Annotated in this window: 16 protein-coding genes; 11 read left to right on the forward strand and 5 right to left on the reverse strand. The window is 63.0% G+C overall.

The features are described 5' to 3' along the window. The first annotated feature begins 148 nt into the window (after window positions 1-148). Genes HU751_RS00500 through HU751_RS00515 form a run of 4 tightly spaced genes read left to right on the forward strand, consistent with a single transcriptional unit; the run spans window position 149 to window position 4,250 of the window. Entirely contained in the window at window positions 149-1,243 is a 1,095-nt protein-coding gene (locus tag HU751_RS00500; RefSeq protein WP_186712570.1) for a polyamine ABC transporter substrate-binding protein, read from the forward strand. A gap of 57 nt (window positions 1,244-1,300) precedes the next feature. Then, on the forward strand, window positions 1,301-2,443 hold the full coding sequence (gene potA, locus HU751_RS00505) for a polyamine ABC transporter ATP-binding protein (RefSeq protein WP_028688539.1): 1,143 nt from the start codon (window positions 1,301-1,303) through the stop codon (window positions 2,441-2,443). 35 nt (window positions 2,444-2,478) lie between these two features. Next, window positions 2,479-3,360: an ABC transporter permease subunit gene (locus HU751_RS00510; RefSeq protein WP_186735789.1), complete on the forward strand. Its 882-nt coding sequence runs from the start codon at window positions 2,479-2,481 to the stop codon at window positions 3,358-3,360. Beyond that, window positions 3,357-4,250, forward strand: coding sequence for an ABC transporter permease subunit (locus tag HU751_RS00515; RefSeq protein ID WP_028688537.1), 894 nt, complete (start codon window positions 3,357-3,359; stop codon window positions 4,248-4,250). The genes HU751_RS00510 and HU751_RS00515 overlap by 4 nt, the downstream gene beginning before the upstream one ends. A gap of 73 nt (window positions 4,251-4,323) precedes the next feature. Here HU751_RS00515 and HU751_RS00520 read toward each other — a convergent pair whose 3' ends face one another. Further along, entirely contained in the window at window positions 4,324-5,490 is a 1,167-nt protein-coding gene (locus HU751_RS00520) for an AAA family ATPase (RefSeq protein WP_186732395.1), read from the reverse strand. A 140-nt stretch (window positions 5,491-5,630) separates the two neighbouring features. On the opposite strand from HU751_RS00520, the gene HU751_RS00525 reads away from it, so the two are divergent. The 7 genes from HU751_RS00525 (at window position 5,631) to HU751_RS00555 (ending at window position 13,668) form a co-directional block, all read left to right on the forward strand. After that, a complete protein-coding gene (locus tag HU751_RS00525; RefSeq protein ID WP_186732396.1) occupies window positions 5,631-6,719 on the forward strand; it encodes an efflux RND transporter periplasmic adaptor subunit in 1,089 nt (362 codons plus the stop codon). Next, window positions 6,716-7,783, forward strand: coding sequence for an efflux RND transporter periplasmic adaptor subunit (locus HU751_RS00530; RefSeq protein ID WP_186732397.1), 1,068 nt, complete (start codon window positions 6,716-6,718; stop codon window positions 7,781-7,783). Before HU751_RS00525 ends, HU751_RS00530 begins: the two co-directional genes overlap by 4 nt. After that, window positions 7,780-10,833 carry an efflux RND transporter permease subunit gene (locus HU751_RS00535; protein WP_186732398.1) on the forward strand — a complete coding sequence of 1,018 codons (3,054 nt, stop codon included), beginning with the start codon at window positions 7,780-7,782 and terminating at the stop codon, window positions 10,831-10,833. The genes HU751_RS00530 and HU751_RS00535 overlap by 4 nt, the downstream gene beginning before the upstream one ends. Window positions 10,834-11,052: 219 nt before the next feature. After that, window positions 11,053-11,235: a sulfur starvation response protein OscA gene (gene oscA, locus HU751_RS00540; protein ID WP_016489716.1), complete on the forward strand. Its 183-nt coding sequence runs from the start codon at window positions 11,053-11,055 to the stop codon at window positions 11,233-11,235. A gap of 48 nt (window positions 11,236-11,283) precedes the next feature. Next, a complete protein-coding gene (locus HU751_RS00545; RefSeq protein ID WP_186732399.1) occupies window positions 11,284-12,291 on the forward strand; it encodes a sulfate ABC transporter substrate-binding protein in 1,008 nt (335 codons plus the stop codon). A gap of 327 nt (window positions 12,292-12,618) precedes the next feature. Beyond that, complete coding sequence (locus tag HU751_RS00550) at window positions 12,619-13,089, forward strand: GNAT family N-acetyltransferase (protein ID WP_186733825.1); 471 nt, start codon at window positions 12,619-12,621, stop codon at window positions 13,087-13,089. 258 nt (window positions 13,090-13,347) lie between these two features. Next, on the forward strand, window positions 13,348-13,668 hold the full coding sequence (locus tag HU751_RS00555) for a helix-turn-helix domain-containing protein (protein ID WP_186733824.1): 321 nt from the start codon (window positions 13,348-13,350) through the stop codon (window positions 13,666-13,668). Between the two features lie 102 nt (window positions 13,669-13,770). On the opposite strand, the gene HU751_RS00560 is transcribed toward HU751_RS00555, so the two are convergent. From HU751_RS00560 to HU751_RS00575, 4 genes are all read right to left on the reverse strand, one after another. After that, on the reverse strand, window positions 13,771-14,505 hold the full coding sequence (locus HU751_RS00560; RefSeq protein ID WP_186733823.1) for an ATPase: 735 nt from the start codon (window positions 14,503-14,505) through the stop codon (window positions 13,771-13,773). Next, window positions 14,492-14,755 (reverse strand): hypothetical protein, encoded by a 264-nt coding sequence (locus HU751_RS00565; protein WP_186733822.1) that lies wholly within the window; start codon window positions 14,753-14,755, stop codon window positions 14,492-14,494. Before HU751_RS00565 ends, HU751_RS00560 begins: the two co-directional genes overlap by 14 nt. 334 nt (window positions 14,756-15,089) lie before the next feature. Beyond that, window positions 15,090-15,626: a BRO-N domain-containing protein gene (locus HU751_RS00570; protein WP_186733821.1), complete on the reverse strand. Its 537-nt coding sequence runs from the start codon at window positions 15,624-15,626 to the stop codon at window positions 15,090-15,092. Between the two features lie 195 nt (window positions 15,627-15,821). Then, window positions 15,822-17,072 carry a ribonucleotide-diphosphate reductase subunit beta gene (locus HU751_RS00575; protein ID WP_050704266.1) on the reverse strand — a complete coding sequence of 417 codons (1,251 nt, stop codon included), beginning with the start codon at window positions 17,070-17,072 and terminating at the stop codon, window positions 15,822-15,824. Window positions 17,073-17,492 lie beyond the last annotated feature (420 nt).

Below are 17,492 nucleotides of genomic sequence, written 5' to 3' on the forward strand. Positions count from 1 at the left end.
CCCTCTGGGCCGGGGTTTCCCGGCCCGGAGGCAGGTAAAGGCAAATAAGTTTGCGGCATCCACGCCGTGAAGGTAAGTTGCGCGCCGGTTTTGCGTGTGCGGCCGAGTTTTTCCGCCACTTGAGGCACTGATTGTGAGGACCACCCACTTGTCTATTTCTGTATTTCGCAAGGCCTTGATGGCCGGAGCGGGTCTGACGCTGGCTTGCAGCGTCCAAGCGGCGCCCACGGTGCACATCTACAACTGGTCCGACTACGTTGGCCCGAATACCCTCGCCGATTTCCAGAAGGAAACCGGCATCACCCCGAAATACGACGTCTTCGACAGCAACGAGACGCTGGAAGGCAAGCTGCTGGCCGGACGCACCGGCTATGACGTGGTCGTGCCGTCCAACCATTTCCTCGGCAAGCAGATCAAGGCGGGCGCGTTCCAGAAGCTCGACCGTGATTTGCTGCCCAACTACGCGAACCTCGACCCGGCGCTGATGAAGCGCCTGGAGAAGAACGACCCGGGCAACCAGTACGCCGTCCCCTACCTGTGGGGCACCAATGGCATCGGCTACAACGTCGAGAAGGTCAAGGCGGCGCTGGGCACCGACAAGATCGACTCCTGGGCGGTGCTGTTCGAACCCGAGAACATGAAGAAGCTCAGCAAGTGCGGCGTGGCCTTCCTCGACTCGGCCGACGAGATGCTCCCTGCGGTGCTCAACTACATGGGGCTGGACCCGAACAGCAGCAACCCCAAGGACTACCAGAAGGCGGAAGAGAAACTGCTGGCCGTGCGCCCGTACGTGACCTATTTCCACTCCTCGAAGTACATCACCGATCTCGCCAACGGCGACATCTGCGTGGCCGCCGGCTTCTCCGGCGACATTTTCCAGGCCAAGGCCCGCGCTGAAGAAGCGAAGAAGGGCGTGAAGCTGGCCTACGCCATTCCCAAGGAAGGCGGCAACCTCTGGTTCGATGTGCTGGCGATTCCCAAGGACGCCAGCAACGTCAAGGAGGCCCACGCCTTCATCAACTATTTGCTGAAACCTGAGGTGATCGCCCAGGTCAGTGATTACGTCGGTTACGCCAACCCGAACCCCAAGGCTGGCGACCTGATGGACCAGGCCGTGAGGACTGACGCCGCGGTTTACCCACCGCAGGAAGTGCTGGACAAGATGTTCGTCAACGCCGAGTTGCCACCCAAGGTGCAACGTTTGATGACCCGCAGCTGGACCAAGGTCAAGTCGGGCAAGTAACAATCCAGGCCCGCCAGCGCAGCGGCGGGCACATAAATCTTGTTGGGAGTTTCACTCATGGCAGTTGCCTCCGGTGCCTATAAGAAAGCCCTCGAGGGTGGCCAGCAACCCAAGCAGGTGCTGGTCAAGATCGACCGGGTCACGAAAAAATTCGACGAAACGGTAGCCGTGGACGATGTGTCCCTGGAAATCCGCAAGGGTGAGATCTTCGCCCTGCTGGGTGGCTCCGGGTCTGGCAAATCGACCTTGCTGCGCATGCTGGCCGGCTTCGAGCGTCCGACCGAAGGGCGGATCTTCCTCGATGGCGTCGACATCACCGACATGCCGCCCTATGAGCGGCCGATCAACATGATGTTCCAGTCCTACGCGCTGTTCCCGCACATGACCGTGGCGCAGAACATCGCCTTCGGCCTGCAGCAGGACAAGATGCCCAAGGCCGAGATCGACGCCCGCGTGGCCGAGATGCTCAAGCTGGTGCACATGACCCAGTACGCCAAGCGCAAGCCGCACCAGCTGTCCGGTGGCCAGCGCCAGCGCGTGGCCCTGGCCCGCTCTCTGGCCAAGCGTCCCAAGCTGCTGCTGCTCGACGAACCGATGGGCGCGCTGGACAAGAAACTGCGCTCGCAGATGCAGCTGGAGCTGGTGGAGATCATCGAGCGCGTGGGCGTGACCTGCGTGATGGTGACCCACGACCAGGAAGAGGCCATGACCATGGCCCAGCGCATCGCCATCATGCACCTGGGCTGGATCGCCCAGATCGGCAGCCCGATCGACGTCTACGAGACCCCGACCAGCCGCCTGGTCTGCGAGTTCATCGGCAACGTCAACCTGTTCGAGGGCGAGGTGGTCGACGACGCCGAAGGCCACGCGATCATTGCCAGCCCGGAACTGGAGCGCAAGATCTACGTCGGCCACGGCGTCACCACCTCGGTCGAGGACAAGCACATCACCTACGCCCTGCGTCCGGAGAAGCTGCTGGTCACCACCGAGCAGCCGACCTGCGAGCACAACTGGTCGCGCGGCAAGGTCCACGACATTGCCTACCTCGGCGGCCACTCGGTGTTCTACGTCGAGCTGCCCGGCGGCAAGATCGTCCAGTCGTTCGTCGCCAACGCCGAGCGCCAGGGCACCCGCCCGACCTGGGATGACGAAGTCTACGTGTGGTGGGAAGACGACAGCGGCGTGGTACTGCGCTCATGAAACCACGAAAGCTCAAACGAGCCCTCCAGCGCTTGATCCCCGAAGGACGGCACCTGGTGATCGGCGTGCCGTTCATCTGGCTGTTCCTGTTCTTCATGCTGCCGTTCTTCATCGTCCTGAAGATCAGCTTTGCCGAAGCCGACGTGGCGATCCCGCCGTACACCGAGATCTACACGTATCTGGAAGGCAAGGTCCAGCTGGTACTGAACCTGGCCAACTACGGCCTGCTCACCGAGGATGAGCTGTACATCGCGGCCTACCTCGGCTCGTTGAAGGTGGCCTTCTTCAGCACTTTGCTGTGCCTGCTGATCGGCTATCCGATGGCCTACGCCATCTCCAAGGCCAAGAAGGAGTCGCAGACCGTCCTGTTGCTGTTGATCATGATGCCGACCTGGACCGCGATCCTGATCCGCGTCTATGCCTGGATGGGCATTCTCAGCAACAACGGGCTGCTCAACAGCTTCCTGCTGTGGCTGGGCCTGATCGACCAGCCGCTGCAGATCCTCAACACCAACCTGGCGGTGTATATCGGCGTGGTCTATTCGTACCTGCCGTTCATGATCCTGCCGCTGTACGCCAACCTGGTGAAGCATGACGAGAGCCTGCTCGAGGCTGCTTCGGACCTGGGTTCGAGCACCTTCAACAGCTTCTGGAAGATCACCGTGCCGCTGTCGAAGAACGGCATCATCGCCGGCTGCATGCTGGTGTTCATCCCGGTGGTGGGCGAGTTCGTCATCCCCGAGCTGCTCGGCGGCCCGGAAACCCTGATGATCGGTAAAGTGCTGTGGCAGGAGTTCTTCAACAACCGCGACTGGCCGGTGGCGTCCGCCCTGGCGGTGGTGATGCTGGCGATCCTGATCGTGCCGATCCTGCTGTTCAACCGTAGCCAGGCCAAAGAGATGGAGGGCCGCGCATGAAACGCTTCAGTTTCTCCAAGCTGATGCTGGTGCTCGGCTTGCTGTTCATCTACCTGCCGATGCTGATCCTGGTGATCTACTCGTTCAACGCCTCGAAACTGGTGACGGTGTGGGGCGGCTGGTCGGTGAAGTGGTACGTCGGCCTGCTCGACAACACCCAGCTGATGGGTTCGGTGATGCGTTCGCTGGAGATTGCCTGCTACACGGCGGTCGCCGCGGTGGCGCTGGGCACCCTGGCGGCCTTCGTGCTGACCCGGGTCACCCGCTTCAAGGGCCGCACCCTGTTCGGTGGCCTGGTCACCGCGCCGCTGGTGATGCCCGAGGTAATCACCGGTCTGTCGCTGCTGCTGCTGTTCGTGGCCATGGCGCAGATGATCGGCTGGCCCCAGGAGCGGGGCATCGTCACCATCTGGATCGCCCACACCACGTTCTGCGCCGCCTATGTGGCGGTGGTGGTGTCGGCGCGCCTGCGCGAGCTGGACCTGTCCATCGAGGAAGCGGCCATGGACCTGGGTGCCAAGCCGTGGAAGGTGTTCTTCCTGATCACCATCCCGATGATCGCGCCGTCGTTGGCGGCGGGCGGCATGATGTCGTTCGCCCTGTCGCTGGATGACCTGGTGCTGGCCAGCTTCGTTTCCGGCCCGGGCTCGACCACCTTGCCGATGGAAGTGTTCTCGGCCGTGCGCCTGGGCGTGAAGCCGGAGATCAACGCCGTTGCCAGCCTGATCCTGCTGTCGGTGTCGTTGGTGACCTTCCTGGTCTGGTACTTCAGCCGCCAGGCCGAAGAGCGTCGCCGCCGGGCGATCCAGCAGGCCATCGAAGAGGGCGCCGCGGCGAACGTCTCGCAGCCGCAGGTCCGTCGTCCGGCCCAGGCCACTGCGCAGGCCTGATCCGACGCATCGCGGGGCAAGCCCGCTCCCACGCCAATGACCAGCGTGGGAGCGGGCTTGCCCCGCGATCATTTCAGCCTTGGTCCGGCCAGTTCCAGGCCGGCTCATCCAGCATGCCCTGCCCGACGATACCGGTCTGCCCCAAGGTTTTCTCCAGGTGGATCGAATTGCAGTCGGCATCCTCCTCCAGCGCCGCCACCAGCCGGGGCGCGTGCGATACCACCCATACCTGACATTGCTGTGCCGCGCGGCGGATCAGGCGTGCCAGTGCCGGCAGCAGGTCGGGGTGCAGGCTGGTCTCCGGCTCGTTGAGCACCATCATGCTCGGCGGGCGCGGCGTGAGCAGGGTGGCCACCAGCAACAGGTAGCGCAGGGTCCCGTCGGACAGCTCCGCGGCGCTCAGCGGCCGCAGCAGCCCGGCCTGGTGGAAACGCAGGCCGAACAGGCCGCCGGGCTGGGCGTCGACCGCGAGCCGGGCGCCGGGAAAGGCGTCGCTCACGGCGTCCTGCAGGGCCTGCAGGTCGCCGATCTCGTCGATGGTCTGCAGCGCGGCGGCGAGGTCGCGGCCGTCGTGATGCAGCACTGGCGTGCGCGTGCCCAGCCGCGCTTGCCGGGCAGGGGCTTCGGCATCGGTACGAAAATGGTCGTAGAAACGCCAGCTGCGGATCTGTTCGCGCAGATGCAATACCTCGGGGGAGCCCTGGAGACTGCCGACCTGGTCGAACAGGCTGTCGAACTCGGTCATGTGCTGGTGCAACACCTGCCATTGGCGCCCGTCACGGGCCTTGACCATCCCTGCGATACGCTGCACCAGCTGGCTGGCGGGTCGGCACAGGGGCCCGGCCCAGATCGTCTCCTGCTTGATCTGCGGGTCCAGGGCGAACTGCGACCGGCTGGGTTCGGGCAGGCCGAGGCTGATCGCGTAGCCGAATTCTTCGCCGGCGAAGCCCATCTTCAGGCGCCTGGCTTGCTGGCGTGGCCCGCCTTCCACCGGCACCTCGCCGTTGAGCATGCGCCGGGTGAGCTTCTCGGGGCCGGCCCAGAAGGTCGACTCCAGCCCGCCCTCGGCAGCCAGCGCGTTGACCACGCCGCCGCGGGCGGTCTCGGCCAGCAGGCGCAAGGCCTTGTATAGGTTGGACTTGCCGCTGCCGTTGGCACCGGTGATCACGTTTAGGCGCCCGAGCGGCATCACCAGCTGGTTGATCGAGCGATAGTTGGCAATGGCCAGGGTGGTCAGCATCGGCGGTGTCCTTGAGCGTCTGGCTGGCAGTATCGCCGATAGTGCTGTGCTTTGTTGAGCCGACATCGGTGTCGTTTGTCCATCCCTGATCTACGCTTCAAACGCATCCCTCTCTCCCTTTGTCGAAGCAAGGAGCCTGCATGACGGTAACGCGTCCGCCGATGGTCGTTTGCCTGGGGCTGCTGTTCATGCTTGCGGGCTGTGGCAAGGAGGAGGCCGCCCCGGTATTGCCCCGGGTCGCGGTGCAACAGGTGCAGCCCACCGACTTCGCCGCCCGGGTCACCTTGACCGGTGACGTGCAGGCGCGGGTGCAGACCGACCTGTCGTTCCGCGTGGGCGGCAAGATCATCGCCCGCAGCGTCGATGTCGGCGACCACGTCAAGGCCAACCAGGTGCTGGCGCGCCTGGATCCGAAGGACCTGCAGAACAACGTCGACTCGGCCAAGGCCGAAGTGTTCGCCGAGCAGGCCCGGGTCACCCAGACCAGCGCCGCGTTCGTGCGCCAGCAGAAGCTCCTGCCCAAGGGCTACACCAGCCAGAGTGAGTACGACTCTGCCGAAGCCGCGCTGCGCAGCAGCCAGAGTGCGCTCAAGGCCGCCCAGGCGCAGTTGGCCAACGCCAACGAGCAGCTGAGCTACACGGCGCTGGTGTCCGAAGCCGACGGGGTGATCACCGCGCGCCAGGCCGAGGTCGGCCAGGTGGTGCAGGCGACCATGCCGATCTTCAGCCTGGCGGTCGATGGCGACCGTGACGCGGTGTTCAATGTCTACGAATCGCTGCTGGTGAAATCCCCCAGCGACGAGGGCGTCGTCGTCAGCCTGCTGGACAACCCGGCAATCAAGGCCGAAGGCCGGGTCCGCGAGATCACCCCGACGGTGTCCGCCGAGAGCGGCACGGTGCAAGTCAAGGTCGCGCTGCGCAACGTGCCGGCCGGCATGCAGCTGGGCTCACCGGTCACGGCCACTGGCAACACCCAGGGCCGGCCAAGCATCGAATTGCCGTGGTCGGCGCTGACCAAGGCGCTGAAGGAGCCGGCGGTGTGGGTGGTGGGCGAGGGCGACAAGGTCGAATTGCGCAAGGTCCAGGTCGCGCGCTACCTCACCGGCAAGGTAGTGATTGCTGACGGTATCAAGGGCGGCGAGATCGTGGTGGTGGGCGGTGGACAGCTGCTGCACCCGGACATGCAGGTCGAGAAGGTCACCGCCAAGGACGGAGGGGCCGCGCCATGAAACGTCAGTTGCTGATACTGTCCGCCAGCCTGATGCTGGGGGCCTGCGGGAGCGATGAGGCGCCGCCTGAGGCGATACGCCCGGTGCTGTCGACGCTGGTCGAGCCGCAGGTACAGTCGCAGCTGGGCCGCTTTGCCGGCGCCATCCAGGCCCGCTTCGAAAGCACCCTGGGGTTCCGGGTGTCCGGACGCATCGCCCGGCGCTGGCTGGATGTCGGCGCCCGGGTAAGCCCTGGCGACACCCTGGCCACCCTCGACCCGACCGACCAGCAGAACCAGCTGCGCGCCGCCGAAGGCGACCTGGCCAAGGTCCAGGCGCAATGGATCAATGCCCAGGCCAATGCCCGCCGCCAGCAGCAGCTGTATGACCGCGGTGTCGGCGCCCAGGCCCAGCTGGACATCGCCCAGACCGACCTGAAAACTACCGGTGCCGCGCTGGAGCAGGCGCGCTCGGCGGTCAGCCAGGCCCGCGACCAGCTCGGCTACAGCACCCTGCGCAGTGATCATGCGGCAGTGGTCACCGCCTGGCAGGCCGAGGCGGGGCAGACCGTCAGTGCCGGTCAGGCCGTGGTCACCCTGGCCCGCCCTGACGTCAAGGAGGCGGTGATCGACCTGCCGATTCCGCTCGCCGAACAGCTGAACAAGGACCTCACCTTTACCGTCGCTTCGCAGCTCGACCCGGGCATCAATACCACCGCCACGCTGCGCGAGCTCGAGCCACAGGCTGACGCCACCACCCGTACCCGCCGCGCCCGCTTGACCCTGACCAGCACGCCCGATGCCTTCCACCTGGGCACCGCGGTCAGCGTCACCCTGACCTCGGCGGTGAGCCCGCGCAGCGAATTGCCGCTGACCGCGTTGCTTGAACGTGATGGCAAGACCCAGGTGTGGGTGGTCGATCCGCAGCAGAAAACCGTGGCCACCCGCGACGTCGCGTTGATCGAGCGTACCGCCGACAGCATCGTCCTGGCCTCCGGCGTGCAGCCCGGCGAGCGCGTGGTGACCGCCGGGGTGAACAGTCTCAAGCCCGGCCAGAAGGTCACCTTCGACGAGGACGCGCAATGAAAGGAAGCTTCAACCTCTCGGAGTGGGCGCTGAAGCACCAGTCCTTCGTCTGGTACCTGATGTTCGTCGGTCTGCTGATGGGGATCTTTTCCTACTTCAACCTTGGTCGTGAGGAGGACCCGTCCTTCACCATCAAGACCATGGTCATCCAGAGCCGCTGGCCGGGCGCCACCCAGGACGAGACCCTGTACCAGGTCACCGACCGCATCGAGAAGAAGCTCGAGGAACTCGACTCGCTCGACTACGTGAAGAGCTACACCCGCCCGGGCGAATCCACGGTCTACGTCTACCTGCGCGACACCACCAAGGCCAAGGACATCCCCGAGATCTGGTACCAGGTGCGCAAGAAGATCCAGGACATCCGCGGGCAGTTCCCCGCAGGTATCCAGGGGCCGGCCTTCAACGATGAGTTCGGCGACGTGTTTGGCTCGATCTACGCGTTCACCGCCGACGGCCTCACCCTGCGCCAGTTGCGCGACTATGTCGAGGTGGCGCGGGCCGAGGTGCGCGAAGTGCCCAACATTGGCAAGGTCGAGCTGATCGGCACCCAGGACGAAGTGTTGTACCTGAACTTTTCCACCCGCAAGCTGGCCGCACTGGGCATCGATCAGCGCCAGGCCATGCAGGCCCTGCAGCAGCAGAACGCGGTGACCCCGGCCGGGGTGATCGAGGCCGGGCCCGAGCGCATCTCGGTGCGCACCACCGGGCAGTTCGCTTCGGAGAAAGACCTGGAGACGGTGAACCTGCGCATCAACGACCGGTTCTTCCGCCTGGCCGACATCGCCGATATCGAGCGCGGCTATGTCGACCCGCCTTCACCGATGTTCCGCTTCAATGGCCAGACCGCCATTGGCCTGGCGATCGGCATGAAGGCCGGTGCCAACATCGAGGTGTTCGGCGCGGCCCTGAAGGCGCGGATGGACAGCATCGTCCGCGACCTGCCGGTGGGCGTTGGCGTGCACAACGTGTCCGACCAGGCGGTGGTGGTCAAGCAGGCAGTCGGTGGCTTCACCAGCGCGCTGTTCGAGGCGGTGGTGATCGTGCTGGCGGTGAGCTTCGTCAGCCTGGGTATTCGCGCGGGGCTGGTGGTGGCTTGCTCGATTCCGCTGGTGCTGGCCATGGTCTTCGTGTTCATGGAGTACAGCGACATCACCATGCAGCGGATCTCGCTCGGTGCGCTGATCATCGCCCTGGGGCTGCTGGTGGATGACGCGATGATCACCGTCGAGGTGATGGTCACGCGCCTGGAGATGGGCGAGACCAAGGAGCAGGCGGCCACCTTCGCCTACACCTCCACGGCGTTCCCCATGCTCACCGGCACCCTGGTGACGGTGGCCGGCTTCGTGCCGATCGGCCTCAACGCCAGTTCCGCCGGCGAGTACACCTACACGCTGTTCGCGGTGATCGCCGTGGCCTTGCTGGTGTCCTGGGTGGTGGCGGTGTTCTTCGCCCCCGTGCTGGGCGTGCACATTCTCAGCAGCAGCAAGCTCAAACCCCACGAGGCCGAGCCCGGGCGTGTCGGCCGGGCGTTCGAGGGCGGGCTGCTGTGGTGCATGCGCCACCGCTGGCTGACCATCATCGGCACGGTGCTGCTGTTTGCCCTGTCGATCTTCAGCATGCGCTTCGTGCAGAACCAGTTCTTCCCGTCGTCGGACCGGCCGGAGATCCTGGTCGACCTGAACCTGCCGCAGAATGCCTCGATCGAGGAAACGCGCAAGGTCGTCGACCGCCTGGAGGCGAGGATCAAGGACGACCCGGACCTGGTGCGCTGGAGCACCTATATCGGCCAGGGCGCGATCCGCTTCTACCTGCCCCTCGACCAGCAATTGCAGAACCCGTACTACGCCCAGCTGGTGATCGTCAGCAAGGGCTTCGAGGAGCGCGAGGGCATGATGCAGCGCCTGCAGAAGCTGCTGCATGAGGAGTTCGTCGGCATCGGCACCAACGTCCAGTCGCTGGAGATGGGCCCGCCGGTGGGTCGACCGATCCAGTACCGGGTCAGCGGCAAGGACATCGACCAGGTGCGCAGGCACGCCATCGAGCTGGCGACCCTGCTCGACAGCAACGAACACATCGGCGAGATGATCTACGACTGGAACGAGCCCGGCAAGGTGCTGCGCATCGAGATCGCCCAGGACAAGGCGCGCCAGCTGGGCCTGTCGTCCGAGGACGTGGCCAATGTGATGAACAGCATCGTCAGCGGCGTGCCGGTCACCCAGGTCAACGACAACATCTACCTGGTCAATGTGGTGGCCCGCGCCGAAGACAGCGAGCGCGGCTCGCCGGATACCTTGCAGAACCTGCAGATCGTCACGCCCAGCGGCGCCTCGATTCCGCTGCTGGCCTTCGCCACCGTGCGCTACGAGCAGGAGCAGCCGCTGGTATGGCGCCGCGACCGCAAGCCGACCATCACCATCAAGGCCTCGGTGGTCGGTGACATCCAGCCCACCGACCTGGTGGCCGAGCTCAAGCCCGGCATCGATGACTTCGCCAGCAAGCTGCCGGTGGGCTACGACGTGGCCACCGGCGGTACGGTGGAGGAGAGCAGCAAGGCCCAGGGGCCGATCGCCGACGTTATCCCGCTGATGCTGTTCCTGATGGCGACCTTCCTGATGATCCAGCTGCACAGCGTGCAGAAGCTGTTCCTGGTGGTCAGCGTCGCGCCCCTGGGGTTGATCGGCGTGGTGCTGGCGCTGGTGCCCACGGGCACGCCGATGGGCTTTGTGGCGATCCTCGGGATCCTCGCCCTGGCCGGGATCATCATCCGCAACTCGGTGATCCTGGTGACCCAGATCGACGAGTTCGAGGAGCAGGGCTATTCGCCCTGGGATGCGGTGGTGGAGGCGACCAATCACCGGCGCCGGCCGATCCTGCTGACGGCCGCGGCGGCGAGCCTGGGCATGATCCCGATCGCACGGGAAGTGTTCTGGGGGCCGATGGCCTACGCCATGATCGGCGGCATCATCAGTGCAACGCTGCTGACGCTGCTGTTCCTGCCGGCGCTGTATGTGGCCTGGTACAAGATCCGCGAGCCAAAGCGCGAGTCCTGACGCGCACTTCGTGGGAGCGGGCTTGCCCCGCGATGACGATGGTGAACCCATTCATGTCATCGCGGGGCAAGCCCGCTCCCACGATTCGCAAAAGCAGTTATATAAACATTCTTAAACAGTATTTTTAAGAATATCCGCGCCTCACTAGTATTGCCTTCAAGCCAGGCGCAAATCCCCTTCAAACCTCTGCCCGGCACCCTTACTCACAGGAGAACGAGCATGAGTGCATCTCTGCGCAGCATCGACGGTCAGGACGAAGCCACCATTCTGCGTGAAATCCAGAGCGCACTGCGCGACCTGCGCTTCGGCGCGGTGGAGATCACCGTGCACAACGCCCAGGTGGTGCAGATCGAACGCAAGGAGAAGTTCCGCCTGCAGCAGCCCGGCAACAAGTCCGGCTGACACCGCATCACTTCAAAAACTAGAAAAATGCCAATCGGGAGCTTCACCATGTCCATCCGCCGTTATGCGCTTGCCGCCCTGGCCAGTGCCGTTTTTGCCGGTTCCGCGATCGCCAAGGACTACGAACTGCTGAACGTGTCTTATGACCCGACCCGCGAGCTGTACCAGCAGTACAACGCCGAGTTCATCAAGCACTGGCAAGCCGCCCACCCGGGCGACAAGGTGAAGATCCAGCAGTCCCACGGTGGTTCGGGCAAGCAGGGGCGCGCGGTCATCGACGGCCTGCGCGCCGACGTGGTGACCCTGGCCCTGGCCGGCGATATCGACGAGATCGCCAAGCTCGGAAAGACCCTGCCGGAGGACTGGCAGAAGCGCCTGCCGGACGCCAGCACGCCGTATACCTCGACCATCGTGTTCCTGGTGCGCAAGGGCAACCCGAAAGGCATCAAGGACTGGGGCGACCTGATCAAGAAGGACGTCTCGGTCATCACTCCCAACCCGAAAACCTCCGGCGGCGCCCGCTGGAACTTCCTCGCCGCCTGGGCCTACGGCCTGAAGGCCGGCGGCAATGAAGACAAGGCCAAGGCCTACGTGCAGGAGCTGTTCAAGCACGTGCCGGTGCTCGATACCGGCGCCCGTGGCTCGACCATCACCTTCGTCAACAACGGCCAGGGCGATGTGCTGCTGGCCTGGGAGAACGAGGCCTTCCTGGCGCTGAAGGAAGACGGCGGCGCCGACAAGTTCGAGATCGTCGTGCCTTCGCTGTCGATCCTGGCCGAGCCACCGGTGGCGGTGGTCGACAAGAACGCCGAGAAGAAGGGCAACGAGAAGATCGCCGAGGAATACCTCAAGCACCTGTACAGCCCAGCTGGCCAGAAGATCGCCGCAGAGAACTTCTACCGTCCGCGTGACGCCAAGGTCGCCGCCGAATTCGGCAAGCAGTTCCCGAAACTGGACCTGGTGACCATCGACAAGGACTTCGGCGGCTGGAAGACTGCGCAGCCGAAGTTCTTCAATGACGGTGGGGTGTTTGATCAGATCTATCAGGCACAGTAAGCGGTAAGGAGAAGCGGGGCCGCTGTGCGGCCCTTTCGCGACACAAGGCCGCTCCTACAAGAATCCGCGATCCCCTGTAGGAGCGGCCTTGCCGGGGCGCCGGACCGGTCGGAAAGGGGCGCAATGCGCCCCCGGCAATCTCAAGCCTTGCCCCTATCCAGAGTCCCAAATTGGTCTGGCAACTACCAGCTAATTGGCAGGTAAAAACCAACCATTTATCCGCTATAAAACCCAAGCCCGCAAGCAACCACCAAGGAAGGCAAGCGCTACGGGCAGGCCGGCCCCCTCACTCATCCACACTGCTTTGCCCAAAAAGGGGTTCCACCAATGACCACCACCCAACCACCCGTCTTCATCCGCGAAGTGAAGCAAACCGACCTCCAGCCCTGGCACGACTACTGGGCGCAATACCAGGCCTTCTACCAGGTAGACCTGGGCCCAGCCATCACCGAGCGCACCTGGGCCCGTTTCTTCGACCCTGCCGAACCCATGCACTGCGCCGTGGCCACCGACGGCGAGCGGCTCTTCGGCTTCGTCCACTATGTGTTCCACCGCTCGACCTGGGGACGCAACGACTTCTGCTACCTGGAAGACCTGTACGTGTGCCCGAGCGCCCGGGGGCGGATGATCGGCAAGAAACTGATCGAGTACGTCCAGGACCAGGCCCGGCAGCAGCAGTGCGACCGGCTGTACTGGCATACCCAGGAGACCAACCGGACTGCGCAGCGGTTGTATGACTGGATTGCCGAGAAGCCGGGGGTGATCGAGTACCGGATGCCGTTGGATGTTGCTCACTAAGGCCATTGTGCTAAGTCCATTGTGAGCAGATAAGGGCGTGGGAGCGGGCTTGCCCTGCGAAGGGGAGCACCGGCTTTGCGGTGCAATCTCCTGCGGCGCAGTGCCACTCCCACGCCCCAGCCATTAGAAATCCTCCTTTGAAATCTGCCTGAGTCTTACGGTGTTGTCAGACCATTCAGAAAGACGATCCTTTTTATGGCAGAGGAATACTTAATCCAATATTTTGTGCCTTAACTGCGATTTATTGAGTTAACACACATGAAGTTGGATTTAAGTCTTACCAAACCCAGCGAACTCATGAGGGCGTTGTGCGAGCGTTTGCGCACCGAGCGGCTTGCCCAGCAGATGACGCAAGCGGAGGTAGCCGGTCGCGCAGGTATCGCTACCAATACGGTGTCGAACCTGGAAGCAGGGCGTAATGTCGGGTTCGAAAACCTGGTGCGGGTTGCCATGGTGCTGGGACGTGGCAAGGAGCTCGAGACCCTGTTCCTGCCCAAGCTCGACAGCCTTGCGCAGTGGCAGCGTTATGAACTGGGGGCCAAGCGTCAGCGCATTCGCAAGAAACTTGACCAAGATTGAGTCTGACAGCCAAGCTACCGACCTCTTGGCGTGGATTCGCGGATCCTGCATCCCACACGACTGTCGGGAGGGGTTGATGAAGGGGCAGTTACTACGCTGGCTTCACGTTTCCAGCACTTTGCTCACATATGCATCCAGGAACCAATCCGGCATTTCATCCTGATGGAATTCGAGTGCCGTGCCATCGGTTATCTCAGCCAAAAAAATCGATTCGTCACCGGTGTTATCGAAAATGTAGGCGCGGTTGGTGGTCGCGATAGCCTCGGGCAGCAGTGCCAGGGTGCGGGCGTAGCGCTGGACGATTTTGTCCTTAGGTACGTCGTGTCCGCCGTCTTCGACCCTGTTAGCCACCCTCAGGATATTGATCTGGGGTGAGTTGGTTGCGACGAAGTACAGGTAGGTTCGATAACCCTGTTGTTGGGCCTCATTCATGAACCTGACCTTTTCGGCCGACGACATGACAGTCTCGAAGGTGAAACTGGCTTTACGCTCGAGAAGCTCATGCCGGATGAAGTCCGCAATGACCGAGGCATAGTAGGAGTTCATGGTGATAGCGCGAAGGTCTATGCACTGCCCACTAAGCGCTATTGCACCTACGGTGTGCTGCAGCTGCGCCTTGATCAGCAAGGGGTGATTAGCCAGGAAGGTAGTCAGCTTCTGGAGAGGCGGGCTGATACTGAATTCGGCCAGATTGATGAAGCCGGTTGCACGTGCAGCTTTTTCCAAGTCATCTGCATTGATGTAGGTATTTATCAGGCCTGCCGGGATCTGATCCTTGATGGTGCTTTTGCCGGAGCCATTGGGCCCGGCAAAAACCCTCAGTTTAGGCGCGCCCATCGATCTTGCGAACGGTAAGGACCTGGCCTTTCTGGACCTTGCGCCGTGGCCGGGATTCGACCAACACCTCAACCTGCCCGTCAGCGTGGGTTGCTACGATTCGATCCTGCTCGACGGTAACCACGGTGTGCCCTGCTGCGACGGCGCGGTAGTAGGCAAGGCGCGTAGCAGCAGCTGCCATTTCTGGAATCTGGCTTTCCAGATTTTCGAGTGCTGCGTCACTGAGCTGTTTTTTCTGAACGGTTGCCATGGGGTCTCCTGGGCCAGTCAGGTGCGAAGACGCGATGTGTGCCATTGTAGCGCTGGCTAGCGTTACCAAACAGGGGCGCGAGGTGTCTTATTGGTACAAGCTATGAGCGCATCGCTCTGCATCGGGTCGTGTCGGTTGTGCATGCCTTCGATGTCGCAAGGCTCATGATCTGCTTTAAACTCATCAATGGTCTTGCCCTCGACCACGTGACTGGCATGTTCCAGTCCGGCACATCGATGCCCTTTGTGGCGAGGGCAAGCCCTTCTTCTGCCATTACCGCTTTGAGTGGGAGCGGGGTTACCCGCGAAGGGCCGCAGAGCGGCCCCTGGGATCTTCAATCCCCAACCCCATGCAACCGCAACGCCCGCTGCGCACATTCCTTCCAGCTCAGCTTGCGCCGCTCGGGCACCACCACGGGCCTCTCCGCCGCCATCACCACCGGCATATCCCGCATACGTACCCAAGGCTCACTCTGCCAATACAACAGACTCGCCGTATGCCCACCCGGCCAGCACATCCTGCCCAGGCGCGGCAGGTCTTCCAGCGCCGAGTCCTGCCCATCGCGCAGCACCGCCACCACCTCATGGGTCAGCCAGTGGCGCAGGTGGCGGTTTTCCGGAATGTGATGATGGGCCAGCAGGGTATAGGCACCGGACTCGCTGACCATGGTGGTCTCGCTGTACTGGCCGTAGCGCAGCAGCTGAATGGTGCAATGCTGGTCCGGGTCGAGCTTGCGGATGCAGTGTTCGTCGAAGAAGCGCCCGGTCATCCGGCCGAGTTCGTGGGCGCAAAACCAGGCTTGGGATTCGAGCCAGAGGGTGTGGAGGGGGCGGTTGTGGCGGGTGAAGAGGGTGGAGGAGTAGTGAGTCATGATGGGCTATCCAAGTCAGGGAGAGCCGTTTCTAACGGGAACGGAATTCCGCCATGTGAGCGTTCTTAGCGCTCAGACAAACTACCGTGGTTTCCTTTGGTTAAGTAGTGATACGTATGTAGGAGGTTTCTTGATTTTGAGGCTCGGTAAATAAAAAAGGCTGCCCAAGGGCAGCCTTTCTGGATAGCTGGACGATCAATCCCAGCTCAGAGCACCACCAGTCTGATACTCGATAACCCGAGTCTCAAAGAAGTTCTTCTCCTTCTTCAAGTCCATGATCTCGCTCATCCATGGGAACGGGTTGGTAGTCCCCGGATACTCTTCCTTCAACCCAATCTGAGTCAGTCGACGGTTGGCAATGAACTTGAGGTAATCCTCCATCATCGCCGCGTTCATGCCCAGCACGCCGCGTGGCATGGTGTCACGGGCGTATTCGATCTCCAGCTGGGTACCCTGCAGAATCATCTGGGTAGCCTCTTCCTTCATCGCGGCATCCCACAGGTGCGGGTTCTCGATCTTGATCTGGTTGATCACGTCGATGCCGAAGTTCAGGTGCATGGACTCGTCGCGCAGGATGTACTGGAACTGCTCGGCGACGCCGGTCATCTTGTTGCGGCGACCCATGGACAGGATCTGGGTGAAGCCGCAGTAGAAGAAGATGCCTTCCAGGACGCAGTAGTAGGCGATCAGGTTGCGCAGCAGCTCTTTGTCGGTCTCGACGGTGCCGGTGTTGAACTCCGGGTCCGAGATGGCGCGGGTGTACTTCAGGCCCCAGGCGGCTTTTTTCGCGACCGACGGGATCTCGTGGTACATGTTGAAGATCTCGCCTTCATCCATGCCCAGCGACTCGATGCAGTACTGGTAGGCGTGGGTGTGGATCGCCTCTTCGAAGGCCTGGCGCAGGATGTACTGGCGGCACTCCGGGTTGGTGATCAGGCGGTACACGGCCAGGGCCAGGTTGTTGGCCACCAGCGAGTCGGCGGTGGAGAAGAAGCCGAGGTTGCGCATCACGATGCGGCGCTCGTCTTCGGTCAGGCCGTCCATGCTCTTCCACAGGGCGATGTCGGCGGTCATGTTGACCTCTTGCGGCATCCAGTGGTTGGCGCAGCCGTCGAGGTACTTCTGCCAGGCCCAGTCGTACTTGAACGGTACCAGCTGGTTGAGGTCGGCGCGGCAGTTGATCATGCGCTTTTCATCGACCGCGACGCGGGCCGAGGAGCCTTCCAGCTCGGCCAGGCCTTCGGCGATGTCCAGGGCGTCCAGCGCAGCCTTGGCGCGCTTGACGGCGTCGGAGTCGGCGGCGGTGGCGGCGCGGGCTTCCAGGGCGGCGGCACCGCCGGCGCTGTCGAGCTTGTCGAGGGTGGTGGCGGCTGCGGCCTGCGCGGGGGTGTTGCCTTTGGCGGCGACTTCACCGTCTTCTTTGTCGAATTCGTCCCAGCTCAGCATGGTCCTGGCTCCTGCTAGAGGGTTGCGCGGGGCAACCGGTTGGATTTTGAAGTGATGCCTGTACGGCGCGACGCCAACGGGCGCTGCGGCAAGCAGTGAGAGCGGGCTCTCGTCACGTTTGAAGGTGTTCGGGTCGGCGCCTGGCCTGCACTCGGGCGAGGGGGCAGGGCACCTGGAAGCTGTACGGCAACGATAAAACCTGCGGTGTGGCCCCGGGGGGCTTGCTTCACGCAGTCGATCATTGGCTCATCCCTTTTTGGGGCCGCGAAGTATACCGGAAATCACTTTGGATCGGGGCGGCGCAGAGGGCGCAGGGCGGTAAATTTTCGACCTGCATTACGTGCTTCCGTTCACTGGATACCGGTGGTTCGTCACGGGGTAAGAGTCTAGCCCTAAATGGGATTAGATCCTATATGTAGT

Source organism: Pseudomonas peradeniyensis (assembly GCF_014268935.2).
In the GTDB taxonomy this organism is placed as follows: Bacteria; Pseudomonadota; Gammaproteobacteria; order Pseudomonadales; family Pseudomonadaceae; genus Aquipseudomonas; species Aquipseudomonas peradeniyensis.